30 protein-coding genes are annotated in these 21,988 nt (G+C 63.0%); all 30 read right to left on the bottom strand.

Features of this window, described 5'->3' with window-relative positions; translation table 11 throughout:
* Positions 1-522: a 30S ribosomal protein S5 gene (gene rpsE, locus SFHG_RS02335; RefSeq protein ID WP_042432906.1), complete on the bottom strand. Its 522-nt coding sequence runs from the start codon at positions 520-522 to the stop codon at positions 1-3.
* 14 nt (positions 523-536) lie between these two features.
* On the bottom strand, positions 537-905 hold the full coding sequence (gene rplR, locus SFHG_RS02330) for a 50S ribosomal protein L18 (protein WP_042432903.1): 369 nt from the start codon (positions 903-905) through the stop codon (positions 537-539).
* Positions 906-937: 32 nt separating this feature from the next.
* Positions 938-1,477 carry a 50S ribosomal protein L6 gene (rplF, locus tag SFHG_RS02325; RefSeq protein WP_042432900.1) on the bottom strand — a complete coding sequence of 180 codons (540 nt, stop codon included), beginning with the start codon at positions 1,475-1,477 and terminating at the stop codon, positions 938-940.
* Between the two features lie 19 nt (positions 1,478-1,496).
* A complete protein-coding gene (gene rpsH, locus SFHG_RS02320; RefSeq protein ID WP_042432896.1) occupies positions 1,497-1,895 on the bottom strand; it encodes a 30S ribosomal protein S8 in 399 nt (132 codons plus the stop codon).
* Positions 1,896-2,004: 109 nt separating this feature from the next.
* Entirely contained in the window at positions 2,005-2,190 is a 186-nt protein-coding gene (locus SFHG_RS02315; RefSeq protein ID WP_042432893.1) for a type Z 30S ribosomal protein S14, read from the bottom strand.
* Positions 2,191-2,289: 99 nt separating this feature from the next.
* Complete coding sequence (gene rplE / locus SFHG_RS02310; protein ID WP_042432889.1) at positions 2,290-2,841, bottom strand: 50S ribosomal protein L5; 552 nt, start codon at positions 2,839-2,841, stop codon at positions 2,290-2,292.
* 116 nt (positions 2,842-2,957) lie between these two features.
* Positions 2,958-3,281 carry a 50S ribosomal protein L24 gene (gene rplX / locus SFHG_RS02305; RefSeq protein WP_042432887.1) on the bottom strand — a complete coding sequence of 108 codons (324 nt, stop codon included), beginning with the start codon at positions 3,279-3,281 and terminating at the stop codon, positions 2,958-2,960.
* Between the two features lie 15 nt (positions 3,282-3,296).
* On the bottom strand, positions 3,297-3,665 hold the full coding sequence (gene rplN / locus SFHG_RS02300) for a 50S ribosomal protein L14 (RefSeq protein WP_042432884.1): 369 nt from the start codon (positions 3,663-3,665) through the stop codon (positions 3,297-3,299).
* A 50-nt stretch (positions 3,666-3,715) separates the two neighbouring features.
* Positions 3,716-3,976, bottom strand: coding sequence for a 30S ribosomal protein S17 (gene rpsQ / locus SFHG_RS02295; protein WP_042432881.1), 261 nt, complete (start codon positions 3,974-3,976; stop codon positions 3,716-3,718).
* 16 nt (positions 3,977-3,992) lie between these two features.
* The gene (rpmC, locus tag SFHG_RS02290; RefSeq protein WP_009306348.1) at positions 3,993-4,187 is read right to left on the bottom strand and encodes a 50S ribosomal protein L29; all 195 of its coding nucleotides are present in this window, start codon (positions 4,185-4,187) and stop codon (positions 3,993-3,995) included.
* Complete coding sequence (gene rplP / locus SFHG_RS02285) at positions 4,188-4,610, bottom strand: 50S ribosomal protein L16 (RefSeq protein ID WP_042432877.1); 423 nt, start codon at positions 4,608-4,610, stop codon at positions 4,188-4,190.
* Complete coding sequence (gene rpsC / locus SFHG_RS02280) at positions 4,610-5,323, bottom strand: 30S ribosomal protein S3 (protein WP_042432875.1); 714 nt, start codon at positions 5,321-5,323, stop codon at positions 4,610-4,612. Before rpsC ends, rplP begins: the two co-directional genes overlap by 1 nt.
* 5 nt (positions 5,324-5,328) lie before the next feature.
* On the bottom strand, positions 5,329-5,670 hold the full coding sequence (rplV, locus tag SFHG_RS02275; RefSeq protein ID WP_042432872.1) for a 50S ribosomal protein L22: 342 nt from the start codon (positions 5,668-5,670) through the stop codon (positions 5,329-5,331).
* Positions 5,671-5,683: 13 nt separating this feature from the next.
* Complete coding sequence (gene rpsS / locus SFHG_RS02270) at positions 5,684-5,956, bottom strand: 30S ribosomal protein S19 (RefSeq protein WP_042432869.1); 273 nt, start codon at positions 5,954-5,956, stop codon at positions 5,684-5,686.
* 22 nt (positions 5,957-5,978) lie between these two features.
* Positions 5,979-6,809, bottom strand: coding sequence for a 50S ribosomal protein L2 (gene rplB / locus SFHG_RS02265; RefSeq protein WP_042433633.1), 831 nt, complete (start codon positions 6,807-6,809; stop codon positions 5,979-5,981).
* Positions 6,810-7,141: 332 nt separating this feature from the next.
* Positions 7,142-7,483, bottom strand: coding sequence for an L-rhamnose mutarotase (gene rhaM, locus SFHG_RS02260; RefSeq protein WP_042432867.1), 342 nt, complete (start codon positions 7,481-7,483; stop codon positions 7,142-7,144).
* Positions 7,484-7,708: 225 nt separating this feature from the next.
* The gene (locus SFHG_RS02255) at positions 7,709-9,076 is read right to left on the bottom strand and encodes an MFS transporter (protein ID WP_052297784.1); all 1,368 of its coding nucleotides are present in this window, start codon (positions 9,074-9,076) and stop codon (positions 7,709-7,711) included.
* 42 nt (positions 9,077-9,118) lie between these two features.
* The gene (rhaD, locus tag SFHG_RS02250) at positions 9,119-10,057 is read right to left on the bottom strand and encodes a rhamnulose-1-phosphate aldolase (RefSeq protein WP_081468884.1); all 939 of its coding nucleotides are present in this window, start codon (positions 10,055-10,057) and stop codon (positions 9,119-9,121) included.
* A gap of 108 nt (positions 10,058-10,165) precedes the next feature.
* Positions 10,166-11,425 carry an L-rhamnose isomerase gene (locus SFHG_RS02245; RefSeq protein ID WP_042432864.1) on the bottom strand — a complete coding sequence of 420 codons (1,260 nt, stop codon included), beginning with the start codon at positions 11,423-11,425 and terminating at the stop codon, positions 10,166-10,168.
* A gap of 103 nt (positions 11,426-11,528) precedes the next feature.
* A complete protein-coding gene (gene rhaB / locus SFHG_RS02240) occupies positions 11,529-13,007 on the bottom strand; it encodes a rhamnulokinase (protein ID WP_042432861.1) in 1,479 nt (492 codons plus the stop codon).
* Positions 13,007-14,494 carry a pyruvate kinase gene (gene pyk / locus SFHG_RS02235; RefSeq protein WP_042432858.1) on the bottom strand — a complete coding sequence of 496 codons (1,488 nt, stop codon included), beginning with the start codon at positions 14,492-14,494 and terminating at the stop codon, positions 13,007-13,009. Before pyk ends, rhaB begins: the two co-directional genes overlap by 1 nt.
* A gap of 224 nt (positions 14,495-14,718) precedes the next feature.
* Positions 14,719-15,099, bottom strand: coding sequence for a desulfoferrodoxin family protein (locus SFHG_RS02230; RefSeq protein WP_042432855.1), 381 nt, complete (start codon positions 15,097-15,099; stop codon positions 14,719-14,721).
* 145 nt (positions 15,100-15,244) lie between these two features.
* Positions 15,245-16,078 (bottom strand): prolipoprotein diacylglyceryl transferase, encoded by an 834-nt coding sequence (gene lgt, locus SFHG_RS02225; protein ID WP_042432852.1) that lies wholly within the window; start codon positions 16,076-16,078, stop codon positions 15,245-15,247.
* A gap of 45 nt (positions 16,079-16,123) precedes the next feature.
* Positions 16,124-16,348 (bottom strand): hypothetical protein, encoded by a 225-nt coding sequence (locus SFHG_RS02220; protein WP_202898042.1) that lies wholly within the window; start codon positions 16,346-16,348, stop codon positions 16,124-16,126.
* Between the two features lie 10 nt (positions 16,349-16,358).
* Entirely contained in the window at positions 16,359-16,655 is a 297-nt protein-coding gene (locus tag SFHG_RS02215) for a hypothetical protein (protein WP_042432850.1), read from the bottom strand.
* A 45-nt stretch (positions 16,656-16,700) separates the two neighbouring features.
* Positions 16,701-16,934 carry a NifU family protein gene (locus tag SFHG_RS02210; RefSeq protein WP_042432847.1) on the bottom strand — a complete coding sequence of 78 codons (234 nt, stop codon included), beginning with the start codon at positions 16,932-16,934 and terminating at the stop codon, positions 16,701-16,703.
* Between the two features lie 87 nt (positions 16,935-17,021).
* Positions 17,022-18,500: an LCP family protein gene (locus tag SFHG_RS02205; RefSeq protein WP_042432845.1), complete on the bottom strand. Its 1,479-nt coding sequence runs from the start codon at positions 18,498-18,500 to the stop codon at positions 17,022-17,024.
* A 15-nt stretch (positions 18,501-18,515) separates the two neighbouring features.
* On the bottom strand, positions 18,516-19,799 hold the full coding sequence (gene murA / locus SFHG_RS02200) for a UDP-N-acetylglucosamine 1-carboxyvinyltransferase (RefSeq protein WP_042432844.1): 1,284 nt from the start codon (positions 19,797-19,799) through the stop codon (positions 18,516-18,518).
* Positions 19,800-20,071: 272 nt separating this feature from the next.
* Positions 20,072-20,938 carry a translation elongation factor Ts gene (gene tsf, locus SFHG_RS02195; RefSeq protein ID WP_042432842.1) on the bottom strand — a complete coding sequence of 289 codons (867 nt, stop codon included), beginning with the start codon at positions 20,936-20,938 and terminating at the stop codon, positions 20,072-20,074.
* Between the two features lie 119 nt (positions 20,939-21,057).
* The gene (gene rpsB / locus SFHG_RS02190) at positions 21,058-21,822 is read right to left on the bottom strand and encodes a 30S ribosomal protein S2 (RefSeq protein ID WP_042432840.1); all 765 of its coding nucleotides are present in this window, start codon (positions 21,820-21,822) and stop codon (positions 21,058-21,060) included.
* Between the last annotated feature and the right edge of the window lie 166 nt (positions 21,823-21,988).

The following is a 21,988-nucleotide window of genomic DNA, read 5'->3' as shown; positions in this document are numbered from 1 at the left end:
TTACTCCTTCCAGCCGTAGATCTTGGCAACGGAAATGCCACGACGCTCGGCAACGGACTCGGGGGACTGCATTTCCTTCAGACCCTCGGCCGTGGCCTTGACGACGTTCATGACGTTGTCGGTGCCCAGAGACTTGCACAGGACGTTCTCCACACCGGACAGCTCCAGGACGGCACGAGCAGCGCCGCCGGCGATAACGCCGGTACCGGGAACAGCAGGCTTGATGAGGACGCGACCGGCACCGAACTCGCCGATGATCTCATGCGGCAGCGTCTTCTCGTCGGTCAGCGGCACGGAGAACATGTTCTTCTTTGCGTCCTCCACGCCCTTCTTGATGGCCGTAGGCACTTCCTGGGACTTGCCCATGCCGATGCCGACATGGCCGTTGCGGTCGCCCACGACCACCAGCGCGGTCAGACCGAAGCGGCGACCACCCTTGACGACCTTGGACACGCGGTTGATGTAAACGACGCGCTCTTCGAGCTCGGGAGCTGCGGCGTTCTCTTGCTTGTTGCGAGCCATAGACTAAACCCCTTCTAGAATTTCAGACCGGCTTCACGAGCAGCGTCGGCCAGAGCCTTGACGCGCCCATGGTACAGGTTGCCACCACGATCGAAAACGACTTCCGTGATGCCGCATTCCTGAGCCTTCTTGCCTGCGATCTCACCGAGAGCGGTAGCGCCCTCGACGTTAGCGCCATTCTTGCCCGTGGCCTTGAAATCAGGGCCCAGGGTGGAAACGCCGCACAGGGTCTTGCCCGCAACGTCGTCGACGAACTGCACGTAGATGTTGTTGTTGCTGCGCGTCACGCAAAGACGGGGACGCTCCGGCGTGCCGGAGATCTTACCGCGCACGCGACGATGGCGACGGGCCAGCGCAGCTTGCTTTTTCTGAAGCTTATTCATGGTAATCCCTTCGTTCAGTTACGCTTGCGCGCTTAGTCCTTGCCAGCCTTGCCGACCTTGCGGCGGACATGCTCGCCCTCATAGCGGATGCCCTTGCCCTTGTAAGGCTCAGGCTTGCGCCATGCGCGGACGTTAGCGGCCACCTGGCCGACCTGCTCCTTGCTGATGCCGGAGACGACGATCTCGGTCTGGCTGGGAACCTCGAACGTGATGTTCTCAGGGCACTCCATGAGCACGGGGTGCGAGAAGCCCAGCTGCATCTCCAGGTCCTTGCCCTTCAGCGCGGCACGATAGCCGACGCCGACCAGCTGCAGCTTCTTCTGGTAGCCGTTGGAAACGCCCTCGACCATGTTGTGGATGAGGGTGCGGGTAAGGCCGTGCAGGCTCCTGGCCTCACGGGAATCGTCGGGACGGGAGACGATGATCTCCTCGCCTTCCTGGCTGATGGTCATCATGGGGTTGAACTCGCGGGTGAGCTCGCCCTTGGGGCCCTTGACCGTCACGATGTGGCCGTCGATCTTCACGTCGACGCCGGCAGGAACGGTAACGGGCTGCTTGCCGATACGAGACATAAACCTATCCCTTCCTTTCCTACCAGATGTACGCGATAACCTCGCCGCCGATGCCCTTCTTGCGGGCGTCGCGGTCGGTCATCACGCCGTTGGACGTGGAGACGATTGCAGTGCCGAGGCCGCCCAGAACGCGGGGCAGCTCGTCCTTGCCGGCGTAGATGCGCAGACCCGGCTTGGAGATGCGGCGGATGCCGCGGATGGTCTTGGCCTTCTTCTCGCCGTACTTCAGCGTGATTTCGAGCGTGGCACGAGGCTCGCCTTCGACAACCTCGTAGCCGGCCACATAGCCCTCTTCCTGCATGATGCGGGCGATCTCGACCAGCTTCTTGCTGGAGGGCATGGAGACCGTAGCCTTGCCGGCAGAGTTAGCGTTACGCACGCGCGTAAGCATATCTGCGATAGGGTCAGTCATGGTCATAGTAAGTTTCTCCTTTGGTTCGTGATGAGCCGATCGGTTCGGTTCGGATAAGCGCCCTTAGCACCCCCGCCTGAACCGTGGCACACCCGTACGTACCTTGTGTTGGGGCCTACCAGGAAGCCTTGGTCACGCCGGGCAGCTCGCCTTTGTTGGCCAGCTCGCGCAGGCACACGCGGCACAGGCCGAACTTACGGTAGTAAGCGCGCGGACGCCCGCAACGCGTGCAGCGATTGTGCTGGCGCGTGGAGAACTTCGGCTCGCGCTCGCTCTTGGCGATCATCGATTTCTTTGCCATGCAAATCCTTCTTTCTTGTTTCCAAGCCCGCCTGGAAAGCGGGCTTTAAACTGCCTGCAGGATGGCCTGACCGGCCATCCTTACGGTCAAACAAAAGGGTTAGTCGCGGTCCTTGAACGGGAAGCCGAGCGCGGACAGCAGCGCGAAGGCGTTCTCGTTGTTGCCGGCGGTGGTGACGAACGTGATGTCCATACCACGGGTGCGGTCGACCTTATCGTACTCGATCTCGGGGAAGATCAGCTGCTCGGTGATGCCGAGCGTGTAGTTGCCGCGACCGTCGAAGCTGGTCGGGGAGATGCCGCGGAAGTCGCGGACGCGCGGCAGAGCAGCGGCCAGCAGACGATCCAGGAACTCCCACATGCGGTCGCCGCGCAGGGTGACCTTGCAGCCGATTGCCTGACCCTCGCGCACATGGAAGCCTGCGATGGACTTCTTGGCGCGGGTGATGCAAGGCTGCTGGCCGGTGATGATGCGCATGTCGTTCATGGCGGCATCAAGCAGCTTGTGGTCGGAGGCGGCGGCGCCGACACCCATGTTCACAACGATCTTCTCCAGACGCGGAACGTCGTTGATGTTGGCGATCTCCAGCTGGCTTTCCAGCTTAGCGACGATCTCGTTCTTGTACTTCTCTTTGAGACGAGGAGCAGTCATGCGATTTCCTTTCGATGAATTAAACGCAGGATTTCCGACCCTGCGTCCCTGGTCTTATATGGCCAGGGTCATATTCTAAACGCGGCCCGCGCAAAGGCGGGCCGCCTTCAACAAAACTATTTATCGATGTCCTTGCCGCACTTCTTGCAAACGCGGACCTTCTTGCCGGCCTCGTTCACGCGGTGGGACACGCGGGTGGGCTGCTTGCACTCGGGGCAGATGACCATGACGTTGGAGACATGGATGGGAGCCTCGACGGACATGATGCCGCCCTGCGGGTTCTGCTGAGTGGGGCGCATGGCCTTCTTGACCATGTTCACCTTCTCGACGACCACGCGCTGCTTGCTGGGGAGAGAACAAACGACCTGGCCCTCCTTGCCCTTGTCCTTGCCGGACAGAACGCGGACGGTGTCGCCCTTCTTGATGTTCATGCTGTTCATTGCGAATAACCCCCTTTACAGCGTCTCAGGTGCCAAGGACACGATCTTCATGTACTTCTTCTCGCGCAGCTCGCGGGCGACGGGCCCGAAGATACGCGTGCCGCGCGGCGCACCGTTGGCGTCGATCAGGACGGCGGCGTTCTGGTCGAACTTGATGTAGCTGCCGTCAGCGCGACGAACTTCCTTCTTCACGCGCACAACGACGCAGCGCACGACGTCACCCTTTTTGACAGCACCGTTGGGCATAGCCTCTTTGACGCTGCAGATGATCACGTCGCCCAGGCCCGCGTAACGGCGCTTGGAGCCGCCCAGGACCTTGATGCACTGCACCTTGCGAGCGCCGGAGTTGTCGGCGACCGCGAGCATGGTTTGCATCTGAATCATTGCTTCAACCTATCTTTCAATCGGTAATCTGATGGGATAAGAGGAAAGGGCTATTTCGCCTTTTCGTTGATCTCCACCAGACGCCAGCGCTTCATCTTGGACAGCGGACGGGTCTCCATGATGGTGACGGTATCGCCGACGCCAGCCTCGTTGTTCTCGTCATGCGCGTGGAACTTCTTGGTGGTCGTCATCATCTTCTTGTACACCGGATGCGGCTTGCGCTCGGCGACGGAGACGACGATCGTCTTGTCGTTAGCGGCGCTGACCACGACGCCCTGGCGGACCTTACGCGTATTACGCTCTTCGCTCATGTTATCAAACCTTCCTTTATGCGCTCAGCTCACGGGCGCGCATCTCGGTCTGGATGCGAGCGATGTCCTTCTTGACCTGCTTCACGCGTGCGGTGTTGTCAAGCTGGCTCGTTGCCATCTGGAAGCGCAGGTTGAAAAGCTCAGCGCGTGCTTCCTTGAGTTTGGCCTGCAGATCGTCGGCAGACAGCTCACGAATCTCTGCTGCTTTCATTTACTCCTGCCCTTCCGTTTCCTTGGTCACAATCTTGCACTTGATGGGCAACTTGTTGATTGCAAGGCGGAGCGCCTCTTTGGCCGTGGCCTCGTCGACGCCGTCGATCTCGAACATGATGCGACCGGGCTTGACGACCGCGACCCAGGCCTCGGGGTTGCCCTTACCGGAACCCATGCGGGTCTCAGCCGGCTTCTTGGTGATCGGCTTGTCCGGGAAGATGGTGATCCAGACCTTACCGCCACGCTTCATGCAACGGGTCATGGCGATACGAGCGGCCTCGATCTGACGGTTGGTGATCCAGTGGGCTTCCAGGGCCTGAATGCCCCAGGTGCCGTGGTTCAGACGGGTACCACCCTTTGCACGGCCCTTCATGGAACCGCGCTGCACCTTACGGTGCTTAACACGCTTAGGTACGAGCATTACTTGCGCCCCCTATCATTACGGTCGTTGCGGCGGGAACGGTTCGGGCGAGAGCTGCCCTCGAGCTGAGGCTGCGGAGCCTTCTGGCCCGGCAGGACCTCGCCGTGGTACACCCACACCTGAACGCCGATGGCGCCCATCTGCGTGCGGGCGGTGCAGAAACCGTAGTCAACCTTGGCACGCAGCGTGTGCAGCGGCACGCGACCCTCGCGGTACCACTCGCGGCGGCTCATCTCGGCACCGCCGAGACGACCGGCGCACTGGATGCGGATGCCCTTGGCACCGGACTTGCGGGCGGACTGCACGGCCTTGCGCATGGCGCGACGGAATGCGACGCGGCCCTCGAGCTGCTCGGCAACGGACTGGGCGATGAGGTTGGCGTCCAGCTCGGGGCGCTTGACCTCGACGACCTCGATGTTGACCGGGCCGTTGGCGACCTTCTCGAGCTTCTTGCGCAGAGCGTCGATCTCGGCGCCCTTCTTGCCGATCACGACACCCGGGCGAGCCGTGGTGACGATGACCTTGATCTTGTCGCCTGCGCGCTCGATCTCGACCTTGGAGACGGCGGCACGGGCCAGCTGCTTGTCCAGGAACTTCCTAATGGCCAAGTCGTTTGCCAGGTTCTGGGCGTAATCCTTGTCGGCGTACCAACGGCTGCGCCACTCTTCGGTGATACCGAGGCGGAACCCGGTAGGGCTTACCTTCTGACCCATAGACTTTATGCCTCCTCTCGCGGAGCGACGATGATGGTGATGTGGCAGGTGCGCTTGCGGATGCGCGAAGCGGAACCCTTAGCGCGGGGACGGATGCGCTTGAGCGTGGGGCCCTCATCGACGAAGGCGGTCTTCACGACCAGCGTCTCCGGACGCACATGATGCTGGTACTCAGCGTTTGCCACAGCGGAGTTCAGCGTCTTCTCGACAACCTCGGCGGCTGCGCGATTGGTGAACATCAAGATCTCACGGGCAGCCGGAACGGACTTGCCGCGGATCAGGTCGACGACGATGCGTGCCTTGCGGGGCGACATGCGCACGGTGCGTGCGATTGCTTTAGCTTCCATGATTCACCCCTTCTTATCGCTTCTTCTTGTCGGCTGCGTGACCCTTGAAGGTACGCGTGGGGGCGAACTCGCCCAGCTTGTGACCGACCATGGACTCGGTAACGTAAACCGGCACGTGCTTGCGACCGTCGTGCACCGCGATGGTGTGGCCCACCATTTCGGGGAAGATGGTGCTGGCACGGGACCAGGTCTTGATGACGTTCTTTTCGCCGGCCGCGTTCATCTTCTCGATGCGATCAAGAAGGCGAGGCTCAACGAAAGGACCCTTCTTCAAACTTCTGCTCACTATTACTCCTTAACGCTTAGCGCTACTTCTTGCGACGGCGAATGATCAGGCGGCTAGAGGCCTTCTTCGGGTTGCGCGTACGATGACCCTTGGTCGGAACGCCCCAGGGGCTGACAGGGTGACGGCCAGAAGTCTTGTTCTTGCCTTCGCCACCGCCGTGGGGATGGTCCACAGGGTTCATGACGGTACCGCGAACCGTCGGGCGGATGCCACGCCAACGATTACGGCCGGCCTTGCCGATCGTAATGTTGGAGTGCTCGGCGTTACCGACCTCGCCGATGGTGGCGCGGCAGGTGAGCAGCACGCGGCGCATTTCGGAGGAGGGCATGCGCAGGATGGCGTACTTGCCTTCCTTGCCCATCAGCTGGATGCTCGTGCCGGCGGAGCGGGCAAGCGCGGCGCCACGGCCGGGCTGCAGCTCGACAGCGTGGATGAGCGTACCGACGGGGATGCAGGACAGCGGCATGGCGTTGCCGGGCTTGATGTCCACATCGGTGCCGCTAACGATCATGTCGCCGACCTTCAGGCCCTTCGGGTGAAGGATGTAGCGCTTCTCGCCGTCAACGTAGTGCAGCAGAGCGATACGAGCGGAGCGGTTCGGGTCGTACTCGATGGTAGCGACCTTTGCAGGCACGCCGTCCTTGTTGCGCTTGAAGTCGATGATGCGGTAACGACGCTTCACGCCGCCGCCCTGGTGACGGACGGTGATGTGACCGTGGTTGTTGCGACCCGCCTTCTTGTTCAGCGGCGCAAGCAGGGACTTTTCCGGCTTGTCGCAGGTGATTTCGGCCTTGTCCGAAACCGTCTGGAAGCGACGACCGGGGCTAGTCGGCCTGTACTGTTTGACTCCCATTTCAAACCTTTCGATCTGGATTTCCGCTCGCATGCCTCACCATGCACCGGAGATCCTTCCTACAGATGTGGATATGGCGATTGCCCAAGCACGCTCGTTTGAGGCCGAACGCACCGACTCCGTCAATCCACGCGCCCGGGTGTATCCATAAGTCACCAGACGCAACTGGATATTATACGAGCCTGAATGTGCGGTTTCAAGAAAAACCTGCCTGAACGATTCGCGCCCACAACCTGCACACAAGCCAGGTTGCGGGCGCTTACCTATTGATATGGAGAGGGTCTTGCGGGCTTCCCTCTATCACGATTTCCGCGATGCTGCCGAGGCGTGCGCTAATCCAGATGGAACGCGCACGGCAGGTCGACGCTTACCGGCGAGTTATCGGCGTTGGTCTCCATGACGCTGGCCATGAAATCCCACCACTTCCGGCAGATCTCGGTCTCGGCCGATTCCGCGTAACGCTCGGGATCGTCGAGCTCGATGTAGCCGAAAAGGATGTTGGTCTCCTCATCGATGAAGATGCTGTAGTTGTGCCCGCCGTACTCGTGGAGCATGTCGGCCATCTCGGGCCACAGCTCGTTGTGGCGGCGTTCGTACTCCTCGGCAAACCCGGGATACAGCTTCATCTTGAAGCCGCTGATGGTGCGGCCTTCTGCGGTTTTACGTACGGTCATCGCCTTTTCCTTTCGTTATCGTTGCGGATATGGGCGCGCAGTCGCGCACGGACCCGGGATTGCCCGCCCCTTGTGCGCACCGTACGTACGTGCTGCGAAACGCAGTATGCCGGAGTTTGCGGCAGCGCCGGGATGGACGGAAGGCTTCGGGCCCTTCCCTGCCGATGCGTACGTGCTGCGAAACGCGCATGCCCGGGCGGCGCGCCCGGGCATGCAGCGAAAACGTTACTGCAGCTTGCCGTAACGCTCTTCCGTGATCTGGTCGAGCGTCTTGCCCTGCGTGTCCGGGCACCACACCACGCCGACCACGAGGGACACCACCAGCACCGCGCACATGATGAGCGCAGCCGGGAAGAACCCGGCGGGGTTGGTGGAGATGTCGCCCATGATGGCGCCGACGCCTACGAGCGACCAGATGCCGAGCGCCGCGCGCACCAGGAAGAACATGATGCCCTGCGCGCCGCCGCGATAGCGCGTCGGGAACAGCTCGGTTCCCCACAGCGCGTAAAAGCACTGCGCCGAGAAGCCCGCCGAAACGCCCCACAGGATGACGTAAGCCCACAGGCACCAGCCCATGGAATCGGTGGCGCCGTTGTTGAGCGCCGCGCCGAAGATGGCGATGCACACCCACGAGGCCAGCGCCAGCAGCGCCGAGACGCCGAACAGCACGCGATGCGGCACCTTATCGCCCAGCTTGGAGAACACCGCCAGCGAGCAGACGGCCACAAGCACCCATTGCACCACGCCGAGCAGGCTCTGCCCCACCGAATCCAGGTTGCCGGCAGCGGCATACAGATACGGCATGAACTGGCCGTTGGTGCCAGCCGCCAGGTTCCACGTCAGGTACACGGCCACCAGGAACACGATGGTCTTGACGTTGACGGGGTTCTTCAGCGCGTTGGCCATCATGCGGCCGAACGACTCGTGCTCGGTCGCGTCGCTCTGCTTCTCCGCCCAATCCTTGGACTCCTGCAGCTGGCGCTGCAGATTCCATGCGACAAGGGCCACCACGAGCAGCACCAGGAACAGGATGCGCGTGGACAGCAGGCCGTCGAAGGGACCGTAAGTTCCAGCGGGCAGCAACGTTTTACCGTCGGCCGCGAAACCAGGGAGCGCAAACGACAAGGCCAAGGACAGCAGGAAGATGATGGCCGGGCCGCAGCTCCATGCAAACTGGCTGATGCCGATGTTCGCGGCGCGCTTGGTCGAGGTGGACGTTTCGGAGATGTAGCTCCACGAAGCAGGGACGCCCGCTCCCACCGACAGGCCGGAGAGCACCACGCCCACCACCACCATGGGCAGGTTCATGGCGCACATGGCGATTGCCACGCCGATGGCGTATACCAGCAGGTTGTAGCGGTAGATGATGGTGCGGCCGTACTTGTCGGTCAGAAATCCGCCGATAAGCGCGCCGATAGCGGCGCCGAACGCGTTCGCGCCGATAGCGCCCAGAATAGAGGTCCACATCGAGCCGAAACCGAATGCGGCGGCCCACGCCGTCAGCGCCACCGACGACGCCACGATGCACCCGGAATCCAGGAAGTTCGTCAACGACACCGCGATGGTGCCCTTGCGCTCCTGAGACATTGCCATGATCGATTCGCCTTTCACTTGTTCCTATGGCCGGCAGCTGCGCTAGTCCAGGAAGCTTTCGTTGATGTCGAGTTTGAAATCGCGGGCGATGGCGCGCAGGCCGTCGTCGGTGATGGTGTTGCGGAACTCGTCGCTGCCGCCGTTGAGCATACGGGCCTCGGCGTAGATGGCCGCGGCCTTCTCGATGGTATGCATAAGGCCGAACGCCGTGTCGAAATCAGGGCCGGACACGAACAACCCATGCTGCGCCCAGATGGCTGCATCGTAGGTTTTCATGAGCTCGCAGGTGGCCTGCGCGATCTCGGAGCCGCCCGGAACCATCCACGGCACGACGCCTACGCCCTTCGGGAACACCACGATGCACTCGGTCATGGCCTTCCACAGGGCGCGCGTGATGGTGCGCGCATCAAGCGGCATGATGAACGACAGCGCGATGACGTTCTGCGGATGCGCATGGTAGATCACACGGCAGGCGCCATCGGTGGCGGCCACGCGGACGCTATGGTTCATGAAGTGCGTGGGGAACTCGCTGGTGGGAACGCCACCGTCCTTCAGGCCCCACACGATGCGCCATGCGTCGCCGGCGTCGTTGATCTCGACGATGCCCACGTTGGCCGCAGGGTCGAGCTGCACGTTGCGCATGTAGCGGCCCGAGCCCGTGGTGGCGAAAAACGCCCCGCGCAGGTTGTCGGCCTGCACGCCCATGGACACCCAGCTGGAGGGGTTGTCGTAGAAGAACGGGCGGCACGCGCCAACCTGCTCATCGGTCAGGCGATACGTCAGGTTACCGCCGTTGCGCTCGTGCCAGCCCTGGTCCCAGCCATCGGTGCACAGGCGCACGAACGCCTTCATAAACGGCTGCTGCTCCACGGCCACGCCCGAAACGGCGCCCTTGGCAACGGTGACGCCCTTGTCGAGCACGCCCTGCGCGGCTTGCGCGCCACGGCCCAGCACGTCCTGCGCGCTATCCAAAATACCCATGTTCCTACCTTTCCATCATGCGCCGGGAACTACGGCGCGGACCGGGCGGGCGCGAATGCGCGTTCCACACCCGCCACTTGCTTTCATTGAACGTGAAGGGCTGCCCGCCTACGCGCGGCCGGAGAGCACCTCGTCCTCATAGGCCTTGATGGGAGCCCACAGCCCGCCATCGGTCGGCACGCCCTCGCGACGGCAGTACTCATCCCACACGGCGCCGAACGGCATGGTCTTGAACTGCTCGGTGACGATCATCTTCTCGGAGAAGCGATACGTATCCTGCAGCTCCTTGAGGCGCTCGACGGGCTGCAGCAGCTCGAACAGCAGGCTCTTCTCCATGGCGCGGGTGCCGGTCGCCCAGGCGCCGATGCGGTTGATGGACGCGTCGAAGAAGTCGAGGCCGATGATGACCTTGTCCCAGCCGTCCGGGCAGCGCACGATCTCGCCGGCGATCTCCTTGATGTTGTCATCGAACAGCACCACGTGGTCGGAGTCCCAATGCATGGAGCGGGTGACGTGCAGCGGCACGTACGGGAAGAACAGCAGCAAGCTGGAGAGCTTGTCGGCGATGTTTTCCATGGGGTTGAAGTGGCCGGCGTCGATGAGCACCACGTGGTTGCCGCCCTTCTTCGCGGCATAGGACACGTAGAACTCCTGGTTGCCGGTGGTGAAGCCCTCGACGCCGATGCCGAAGACCTTCTGCTCCATGGCGTCGATCACGTGCGGCGTTTCGAAGGAGTAAATCTCGTCGAGCGCATCGCGCAGGCGCTCACGCATGCCGAAGCGATCTGCCGGGTAGTCCTTCAGGCCATCGGGGATCCAGAAGTTGTTGAGCACCATGTCGTCAAGCTCCTCGCCGATGCGCTCGGCGATCTTGCGGCACGCGATGCAGTGGCGGATCCAGAAGTCGCGCACATCCTTGTCCGGCGAGGAGACCGTCAGGCCCTCCTTGACCATGGGATGGCTGAACAACGTGGGGTTGAAGTCGATGCCGTAGCCGTGCTCCTTGGCCCATGCCACCCAGGGCTCGAAGTGCTTGTACTCGATCTGATCGCGGTCGACCCAAGGGTTCTCATCGGTGAAGATGGCGTAGCTTGCATGCAGGTTGATGCGCTTCTTGCCGGGAATGAGGCTGCACGCCTTCTCGAAGTCGGCCGTCAGCTCCTCGAAGGTGCGGGCGCGGCCCGGGTAGTTGCCCGTGGTCATGATGCCGCCGGAAGCCGCGTTGTCCTTCTGGTCGAAACCCATGACGTCGTCGCCTTGCCAGCAGTTGACGGAGATCGCCTTGCCGGCCAGCTTCGCCAGGACCGCCTCGGTGTCGATGCCCTCGGCGGCATATGCCTCGCGTGCCAGTTCGTAAGCTGTGCTCATGTGCGCTCCTATCTTGGATGAATTGCTATGTTCAAGCCGCGTTGCGGCGGTGAACCGATTCGGGTGCGCAGAGCCGACGCGCGGCGGGCCCTGCGCACACGGGTTATTCGGGCTGATATTCCACCACGTCGAACGAACGGCGGATGGCCTCTCGCGCCTCGTCGAGATCGGCGAAGACGCCATCGCCGATCATCTGCACCATAAGGTTGCCCAGGCTGGTGCCCTCGATGGGGCCGGCGAACACGGGGATGCCGCAGGCACGGGCCGTCAGCTCGTTGAGGTAGGTGTCCTGGCATCCCCCGCCGACGATGTTGATGGAGGTGTACGTGCGGCCGGTCAGCGCCGACAGCTCGTTGATGGAATCGGCGTAACAGCCCGTCAGGCTCTCGTACACGCAGCGCATCAGCTCGCCGACGGTGTCGGGAACGGGTTGGCCCGTCTCACGGCAGGCAGCCTTGATCTCCTCGATCATGGACGCGGGAGCCAGAAAGCGATCGTCGTTGACGTTGACGTGCGAGACAGGGGCATCGGGGTGCAGCTGCTGCTCGGCGCGCGCGGCATCAGCCAGCTCGCCGAAGCCGACCTCTTTCGCAGCGCGCTTGAGCTCGGCGCCCTTGCCGGCGACGTAGCTGACGCCGTTGAGCTCGCGGCGGATGGATTGGATCATCCACAGGCCCATGATGTTCTTCAGGAAGCGGAAGCGCTTCAAGTAGCCGCCCTCGTTCGTGAAGTTCTGATACCTGCTGGCATCGGAGGTGATGGGGCCCTCGTGCTCAACGCCGAGCAGGCTCCACGTGCCGCTTGAGAGGTAGACCGCCTGCGCGTCGCGCGCGGGCACCGCCAGAAACGCCGAACCCGTGTCGTGCGTGGCGGGCAGCATGACCTGGGCGTCGAAGCCCACGCGCTGCTGCACCTCGGGTGTAAGCCCGCCCACCACCGTGCCGGGCATGGCGATATCGCCGAACAGGCGCGCGGGGGCCTCGGCCGCCTCAAGCGCGAACGGGTCCCACGTGCAGGTGCGCGCGTTGACGAGGTTCGTGGTGGTGGCGTTGGTGTATTCGTTCACCATGCAGCCCGTGAGCAGGTAGTTCAGGTATTCGGGCACCATGAGGAAGCGATCGGCCGCCTCAAGCTCCTCGGGATGCTCGCGCGAGAGCGCCGCAAGCTGGTAAACCGTGTTGAACGCTTGGCGCTGGATGCCCGTGACGCGATAGAGCCTCTCCAGGCCGATGCCCGCATCGACATCGGCGGCGACATCGCTGGTGCGCGCGTCGCGATACGCCACCGCGTCGCCGACGAGCCGGCCCTGCGCATCGACCAAGACGAAGTCCACGCCCCAGGTGTCGATGCCGATCGTCTCGGGGATCTTACCGGCTTCGCGGCATTTCTCCAAGCCGATCAGGATGTTTTCCCAGATCATGTCGATATCCCAGCAATCGTGCCCGCGGCGGCGCACCTGCACGTTGTCGAAGCGGTGCACCTCCTCGAGCTCGATGACGCCGTTTCCGTTCACGCTACCGAGCACGTGGCGCCCGCTTGACGCCCCGATGTCGATGGCGAGGTAGTAACGCTGCTGCGGCATTACTTCCCTCCCTTTTGTTTGGTTGTATCGTTTTCCCGGATCTGCACCACGTACATGACGTTGGTGGCTGCGACGGACTCCGCGCCGTCAGGGCCCTTGGACACCACAGGGCTGGTAGAGCGATCGCCCGCGGTGAACACGGCGACGTCGCCCGGGCGCAGAAGGCCCTTCGACACCACGGCATCGCGCGCATTGTCCACGACGCTGCGCATATCGCCCTGCACATCGCCGAGCATGGGCACGACGCCCCAGTGGATTTGCTGCTGACGCATCACGCGCTCCGACGGCGTGACCGCGTAAATGGGAACGCGCGGGCGCAGATTGGACACCAAGCGCACCGTACGGCCCGACATGGTGGGTGCCACGATGCAGGCGGCGTTGACGGTTTCGGCGGTTTGCACGGCGGCAAGGCCCACGGCCAGAGCCACGCGCGCGGCGACGCGCGTGCGATCGGGGAAGCGCTCGTCGAACAGGTACGGCTCGCTTGCCTCGGCGACGCGGGCCATCATCTGCACGGCGGGAACCGGGTACTGGCCGCACGCCGTTTCGCCCGACAGCATGACCGCGTCGGTGCCGTCGTAGATGGCGTTGGCCACATCCCCCACCTCGGCACGCGTGGGACGAGGATTGCGGATCATGGAATCAAGCATCTGCGTTGCCGTGATAACGGGCTTCGACGCGCGGTTGCAGGCGCGGATGATCTCCTTCTGGATATGCGGCACCTTATATGCCGGAACCTCCACGCCCAAATCGCCGCGGGCGATCATGATGCCGTCGGACGCCTCTATGATCTCGTTGATGTTCTCAACGGCCTCGTGGCATTCGATTTTCGAGAGGAACATGATGTCGGAGCCGCCGTGTTCGTTCAAAAACGCGCGCATCTCGCGCACGCCCGCGGCATCGCGGATAAAAGACGCAGCGATGAAGTCGACACCTTGCTCGATACCGAACAGCAGGTCGGCGCGATCCTGGTCGGTCATGACCGGCAGAGGCAGCGATGTTCCGGGAAGGTTCATGGATTTGCGCTCGCCGAGCATGCCGGAGTTTTGCACGGTGCAATGGATGTCGCCGCCCTCGACGCTATCGACGGCAAGCTCGATGAGCCCGTCGTCGACCAGGATGACCGTGCCGGGAGAAACGACATCGGCCAGGCCCTTGCAGGTTTGGCTGACCACGCGATCGTTGCCTCCGACCGCCGCCTCGGTGAACGTGAACGAGTTGCCCGCCATAAGCTGCACCGGCTTATGGCCCGCCAGCTCGCCCGTGCGGATTTCCGGGCCCTTCGTGTCGAGCAAGATGGCGCAGGGGCTGTCCATTTCGCGACGGACCTTGCGCAAACGGTCCATGCGCGCACGCTGCTCATCATGCGAGCCGTGCGAGAAATTGAAGCGGGCGATATCCATACCCGCGTTGATCAGCCCTTTGAGCGTCGACTCGCTGTCGACGGACGGGCCAAGGGTGCATACAATCTTCGTTCGCTTTGCCATGCAGCCACCTTACCGTTGCGGTTTTCGTCTCACATAATGAAAAACTATACCGCTAAACGGCTGCGATTTATCGGCAATCGGAAAACCCCACTTTTGCGCTAGACTCATCGCAAAAATCTCCGCGAAAAAACAGCGGGCACCATGCGGAAACGCACGCCGAGACGAAAACGGACCCGCAGCATACCCGCTGCGGGTCCGTCCTTTTCGCGCGCGTTGCCCGGGTGCTAGACCTCCTTGACCCACAGGCCGTGGAGGTTGCAGTATTCGTACGCCTTCACCGGCGTATCGCCGGCGGCCAGAGCGAAGGTTGCCTCAGGGGCGTCCTGCGCGGTGAGCGGGGCGATCTGGTAGCCCTTCTCGGTGACGAGCACGATGAACGCGATCAGATGCTCAGGCGTCATGGGATGGGCGACCTCGCCCACCTTCACGTGAACCGTGGAGCCGTCGACGACGACCTGCGGCACGTGCTTCTCCTTGGCGCCATCGGTGTCGTTGGCGCGAAGCTCGACCATCTTCTCGCCGCAGCAGGACATGGGCACGCCCTGGTCGAACGGCTTGATAGCCACGTTGCCGCAATGCATGCACTTGAAGAATTTGACGTCCATGGTAAACCCCTCTCAGGTTTCAACGGCAACCCCCGTGGTGCCGTTGCTCTCAGTATAGATAGCGCCTTGCGAACGCGGAGGGCGCGTGGGTAGATGTTAGCCAACCCGTTACGCTCCCGCATCCCGTCTGTTGCGTACCTATATGTTACTGCTTTTGTATCATTTCTGGAAGCCCTTTTTGCGGTTTCTTAACGCGAACGGCATAAACAAGGGCGCATGCCCCCGCCACCATGAGCGGCACGCTGAGGACCTGGCCCATAGTCAGCCACCCTCCCCACAGGTAGCCGATTTGCGCATCGGGCTGGCGGACGAACTCGATAAGGAAGCGGAACAAGCCGTAGCCCACCAAGAACACGCCCAGAAACGTCCCCTGCGGACGCGGCGGTTGCTTGCGCGACAGGATGTACAACACGCAGAACAACACGACGCCCTCGAGCAGGGCCTCGTAGAGCTGCGAGGGATGACGCGGCATCACGCCCGCCGTACCGCCGAACACCACGCCCCAGGGCAAGCTGGTGGGCGCGCCCCACAACTCGCCGTTCACGAAGTTGGCGCAGCGGCCGAAAAACAAGCCGATGGGCGCCGCGATGCAGCCCATATCGGCAAGCGTGAGGTACGGGATGCCGGTGAAGCGCGCCGCGACGATGCCCGAGAGCAGCGCGCCGATAAGGCCCCCATGAAAGCTCATGCCGCCATGGCTGAACGCCAAGATCTCGGCGGGATGGGAGAAATAGTAGCCATCGCCATAGACAAGGACGTAACCTAGACGTCCTCCCAAGATCACGCCCACGATGGCGCACAGCACCACCGTGAACAGGCTGTCCGCATCCACCCGCACCTTCCAGCGCTTCGCCACCTGCCACAGCACGAGCGCCGCGCACACGAAACCTGCCACATAGGCGATGCCGTACCAGCGCACAACAAAAGGCCCGACGGCGAACGCCACCGGGTCGAGCATGCGATATATCTCGTTTAACATGGGAAAAGCTCCGTTCCATAGCAGTCGAACGGAGAAAAGGATACCTTAGTTCAAGCCCCCTGCGCCAACCTGTTGGGCGCTTGCCCTAACCTCTTCACGAAGCGCGCCGGGGATGGCGCGCAACAGCTGAACCTGCGCGCCGCACTTGGGGCAATCTAGGGTGAACAGGGCCGTTTCGGGGCCCAATACCATAATGGCGCGGTATCGCGCCATATCGAACGTGCCGCACCCGCAGCTAGGGCACGCGGCATACATGTTCACGGCCTCCACTGAAACGTCCTTAGAGCAAGAACCTGTTCGGATTGCCCTGACGGGTGGGGCCTTCGTCTACGCGATCCGCCGTGCTCGGCCCGTGCTCCAAAAAGAACTCGCAGAAGCGGCAGATCTCCTTGACCGCCGCGTCGAAATCGCGGCTGGGGTTGAGCAGTTTGCCGAAATCGGTGCACACCACGTGGGTGGGACGGAAGCAGGCGGCGAAGTGGCAATCTGCGGGGCACGGTTCGCCGGGAATGTTATGCGGGCAGCGGCCGTTCATCTCGGCATCTTCGTAGCAACCGCGCAACTCCCAACACTTCATGCCTTCCGCTTCCCTTCTCCGCCTGCTTACCTGATGTTTACCTGCTTACATGACCGCCGGCACCACGCGGGTGACGCCGGGCACGCGCTCCTTGAGGATGCGCTCGACGCCGTTTGCCAGCGTCATCTGGGACATGGGGCAGCCCTTGCAAGCGCCCTGCAGCTCGACGGTAACCACACCGTCCTCGTCGACGTCGATGAGCTTCACGTCGCCGCCGTCAGCCTGCAGGCTGGGTCGGATGAGCTCGAGCACTGCTGCAACATCGGTCTTCTCAACCATGGGGTTCTCCTTTGCCTTTCGGTCTTTTGTTCATCATGAGCGATTCTACCACAGCGCCCGATGGGGCCATCGGGCGTTTGGATGGGGTTACGATGATGGTTTCCAGTCTTTGCCGAGGATAACCAGCACATCGGTGCCGAACGAATAGGCGCCGGTGTTCTGCACCAAGCGACCCACCCCCATGGCATCGAGCACGGTCTGCGCGGCCGGCTGCGCGTCGCTGGTGTTGTAGATGACCAGCGTTTCGTTGTACACGGAGGTGTCGGTGTTACCCGTCTCCGAGACCTTGAAGCCCTTCGAAGTGAGCGTGGACTCCATGGAGGCCGCCGCACCCGTGATGCCGCCGCCGTTTTTGAGCGTGATGGTAAAGCTTCCGGGGTCGGTGGTGGCAGCCTGCGTCTGCTCGGCGGGTTCCTGCCCCGAATCGACGCGGTCCATCATCTCGGTCCATGAGGAGTTCGAAACCGCGAACACATCTTGGCCGTCGCTTTGCGTGACGTAGCCCGGCACGAGGGCGCCCGTGACGGAGTCGGCGCTCATGCCCTTGAGGCTCTCGGCCAAAGACAGCGCATCGCTTGAGCCCATGTCGGTGCCGAAGGCGCCCTGCAGCTGGTCGAGCAGGCCGACCAAGCTGGACTTGCCTCCCGACACCATGCGCAACGACACCGCCTCGAGCAGCTTGCGCTGATTTTCCGCCTGGGTTTGCCTTGGCGAGGAGAAGTTCGTGGCGCGCGCCAGCGTTAGAGCGCCTTCGCCGGTGAGGGTTTGAGCGCCTGCAGGCAAGTACACGCTGCCGGCATTGGGGTCGTCCACCTCTTCGGAAAGGTCCACATCCACGCCGCCGAGCGTGTCCACCAGCTGCACCAGGCCGGGCGCGTCGATCTTCACCACATGCGAGATCTTCACGTCGGCGAAGCTGGCAACGGCGCTGACCAGGCTGGCATCGCTCTCGCGCACGCTCGCCTGCCTGATGGGGTAATACTTGCCGTCCTTCAGCGACACCTGCACATCGGCGGGGATGCTGATGATACAGGCGTTCTTGCCCGAGGAATCGGTTCGCACCAGGGCTAGGGCATCGGGGCCCTCGGCGGAGTTCGGCATGCCCGGGGTATCGAGCTCGGCCACGACGAGCGTGTAGAACGGATCGCCGGACTTCACAGCAGTAAGCGCCTTGGCAGCATCGGAATCCTTGAGCGCCAGCTTGCCGTTAAGGTTTCCCATGAGGGTGAACGAGCCCACGCCGTAGGCCACAGCCGCCAACACGGCAACCACCGCCACGGCGATGCCTACGCGCTTCGCGAGCGTGCGGCGCTTGACCCCCGGCGAGAACTCGAGCCCTCGGGCATAACCGGTACGGCTTCGCGGGCCCTGGGCGCTGGGCATGACGTTGCTCACGTAGCCGCGCTGCGCGCGCTTCTGCCTACGCGGGCTGGAGAAACCCACCTGGTCGGCGTTCATATGCGCCGGGCGCACCCTGGGGACGTGCGATCCCAAGGTAGCGCTGCGCATGCGGCGCGAGGTGAGCTTGGAGTTGATCTGCGTGATGTCCTTGCGTTTCCTGACCATGACGCTCCCGTCCGGCTATTCGGCCGCGCCAACCTGGCGGCGCGACACGTTCGCGCCGAGCTGGGAGAGCTTGCCGCAGTAGTCCTCGTAGCCGCGGTCGATGTGCTTGATGTTGTGCACGCGGGTTTCGCCTTCGGCCACGATGCCCGCCAGCACCAACGCCGCGCCGGCACGCAGGTCGGTGGAGGACACGTCGGTACCCTGCAGGTCGTTGACGCCGCGCACGAGCGCATGATGGTCCTCGATGGTGATATCGGCGCCCATGCGCGCCAGCTCGCTGGCGAACATGAAGCGGTTCTCGAAGACGTTCTCGGTGACCATGGAGGTGCCGTGGGCCAAGCTGCACAGCAGCATGAACTGAGCCTGCAGGTCGGTGGGGAAACCCGGATGCGGAAGCGTTTGGATATCGGTGGGCTGCAGCGGTTGGTTGCGGCTGCAGGTGATCCAATCCTCCCCTGCCTCGACGCAGCAGCCCATGGCGCGCAGCTTCATGATGGCCATATGCAGGTACGACGGGTCGATGCCGCGCACCGTGACCGGGCCGCCCGTGAGCGCACCGCCCACCAAGAAGGTGCCGGCCTCGATGCGGTCGCCCACCGTGGTGTGCTCGCAGGGATGCAGGCTTTCAAGCGGCACGCCCTCCACCTGGATGATGGACGAACCGGCGCCGCTGACCTTGCCGCCCATGGCGTTGAGCATGTTCGCCAAATCGACGATCTCAGGCTCGCGCGCGGCGTTCTCGATGCAGGTGATGCCATGAGCGGTAACGGCGGCCATAAGGCAGTTCTCCGTGGCGCCGACGCTGGGGAACTCCAACGTGACATCGGCGCCGTGCAGGCCGTTGGGCGTGTAGGCGTTCAGGTACCCGTGGTCCACGGTGAACTCCACACCCAGGGCCTCAAGACCCACCAGGTGCATATCGATCTTGCGGGCACCGATCTGGCAGCCGCCGGGCATGGCCACGCGCGCTTGGCCGAAACGCGCCACCAGCGGGCCGAGCACGCTAATGGACGCGCGCATCTTCGACACCAGCTCGTAGGGTGTTTCATGGGACGTGACCTGAGCGGTGTCGATAACCATGGTGTGGCCGTCGCGCTCGACGGTGGCGCCGAGGCACTCGAGCACCTCCGACATGACGACGATATCGCTGATAAGGGGCACATTGTGCAGCGTTGAGGCGCCCTGGCCCAAAAGCGAGGCGGCGATGAGCTTCAAAGCCGAGTTCTTCGCGCCGGAAACCCTCACCTCGCCGGAAAGGACGTTGTTGCCCTCGACGACGATGATCTCTTTCTCAGACATGCAAACCCCCCTGGATGAACTAGATTGCGAAAGCCCATTATAAAGCGAAGGCCCGCGCAAGGCGGGCCTTCACGATGAAAGCAAACGTATCAACGCATTCGCGGACGCGCAGAAGCGATAATGGCCCGAGAAAGGAAAACGGGTCGCCCCGAGCCTTGCGTCCGCTACCGCTGCGGCATCGACGGCCGATGTCGCAGCATTAGAGCGGATACAAGGCGAAGGAGCGGCCCGCAGCGTTTGCGATTCGCTGGCTATGTGGCGAAAAGCGTGGGTTACGCGGTCTCGCCCAGAGCCCAGCGCACGAAACCGGTCACCTTGATGGTGCCGCCCAGGTTCTTGGCGCACTCGTCGGTGTACTGGTTGATGGACTGGTCGGGGTTCTTGACGAAGGCCTGCTCGGTCAGGCAGTTCTCCTTGTAGAACTTCTCCATGCGGCCGGTAGCAATCTTCTCCTGGATGGCCTCGGGCTTGCCGGACTCGGCAGCCTGAGCCTTGTAGATGCCCATCTCATGCTCGACGACCTCGGCCGGCACGGACTCGCGGTTGGCGGACACCGGGGAAGCGGCGGCAACCTGCATGGCAACGTCGCGGCCGTAAGCCTGGAAGCCCTCGGAAGCGGGGTCGATGCCCTCGACGTCGAAGGTCACCAGAACGCCGATCTTGCCGCCACCGTGGATGTAGGAGGCGATGCCGCCGGCGTTGACGGTGGTGGCACGGGGGAGCTGGATGTTCTCGCCCAGCACGTGGATGGCGTCGGTGAGGATGTCCTCGACGGGCTCGCCCTCGAAGGTGGAGGCGCGCAGGGCCTCGACGTCGGCGGCGTTGGCGGCCAGAGCGGCGCGACCCAGCTTCTCAGCGTAGGCCTTGAACTTCTCGTTCATGCCCACGAAGTCGGTCTCGCAGTTCAGCTCGACGACGGCAGCGGACTTGGCATTATCGGCCAGGACGGTCATGACGGTGCCCTCGTTGGTGGCGCGGCCGGCCTTCTTGGCGGCAGCGGCCAGACCGCGGGTGCGCAGCACGTCGACGGCCTTCTCCATGTCGCCATCGGCCTCGACGAGCGCCTTCTTGCACTCCATCATGCCGGCGTCGGTCATCTCGCGCAGTTCCTTGACCATGGAAGCGGTGATAGCAGCCACGTTGGATCCTTTCTATCCTTGTTGCGGCGGCGCCTGAGCTCCGCCGTTAATAACCTCGAACGCCGTCGGCCGCCCTACGGGGACCGACGGCGTGCAACACCAGGGGTTAGGCCCCGTGCTTATTCGGCAGCAGGAGCGGCAGCCTCGGCAGCCGGAGCAGCCTCGGCCTCGGCCGGAGCGGCCATTTCCTCAGCGGAAACGGGGGCGCCGGTGCCGGCGACGACGGCGTCGGCGATGAAGTCGGCCAGGAGCTTGACGGAGCGGATGGCGTCGTCGTTGGCCGGGATGCCGTACTCGACGTCATCGGGATCGCAGTTGGTGTCGAGCGTGCCCACCACGGGGATGTTCAGACGATGAGCCTCGCGGATGGCAATCTCCTCGCGGTTGGTGTCGATCACGAAGATGGCGTCGGGGACGCGCTTCATGTTGCGGATGCCGTTGAGGTTGAGCTGCAGCTTGGACAGCTCCTTGCGCAGCAGAATCTGCTCCTTCTTCGGCAGCAGCGCCATACGGCCGTCGGCTTCCATGGCCTCCAGCTCCTCCATGCGGGTGACGCGGGAACGGATGGTCACGAAGTTGGTGAGCATGCCGCCGAGCCAACGGGCGTTGACGTAAGGCATGCCGCAACGGTTGGCGGCGTCGGCGACGGCCTCCTGGGCCTGCTTCTTCGTGCCAACGAACAGGACGGAGCCGCCGTTCTTGGCGACGTTGGAGACGAAGGTGTAAGCCTGGTCCATGCCCACGAGGGACTGCTTGAGGTCCAGGATGTAGATGTCACCGCGGGCGCCGAAGATGAACGGCTTCATCTTGGGGTTCCAACGACGCTTCTGGTGACCGAAGTGCGCGCCTGCATCGAGCAGGGTCTGGATGCTGATCTTAGCCATGACACTCTCCATTCGTTAGTCCTCTGCGTGCGGTCATCCCCTTTCACCCGCAACCGATTTCGGCCACTAGCGGGAAGGGTCGCACACGCATGTGTGATAAAACAGCCCTCGGATTATAACAACGCCCCCGGGCGTTTGCAACGGGGGCGTCGATGTTCGTCCATGT

This window comes from Senegalimassilia anaerobia JC110, from assembly GCF_000236865.1.
Classification (GTDB): Bacteria; Actinomycetota; Coriobacteriia; order Coriobacteriales; family Eggerthellaceae; genus Senegalimassilia; species Senegalimassilia anaerobia.
Note: the sequence above shows the minus strand (reverse complement) of the source record. Positions and strands in the feature narration are given on the sequence as shown.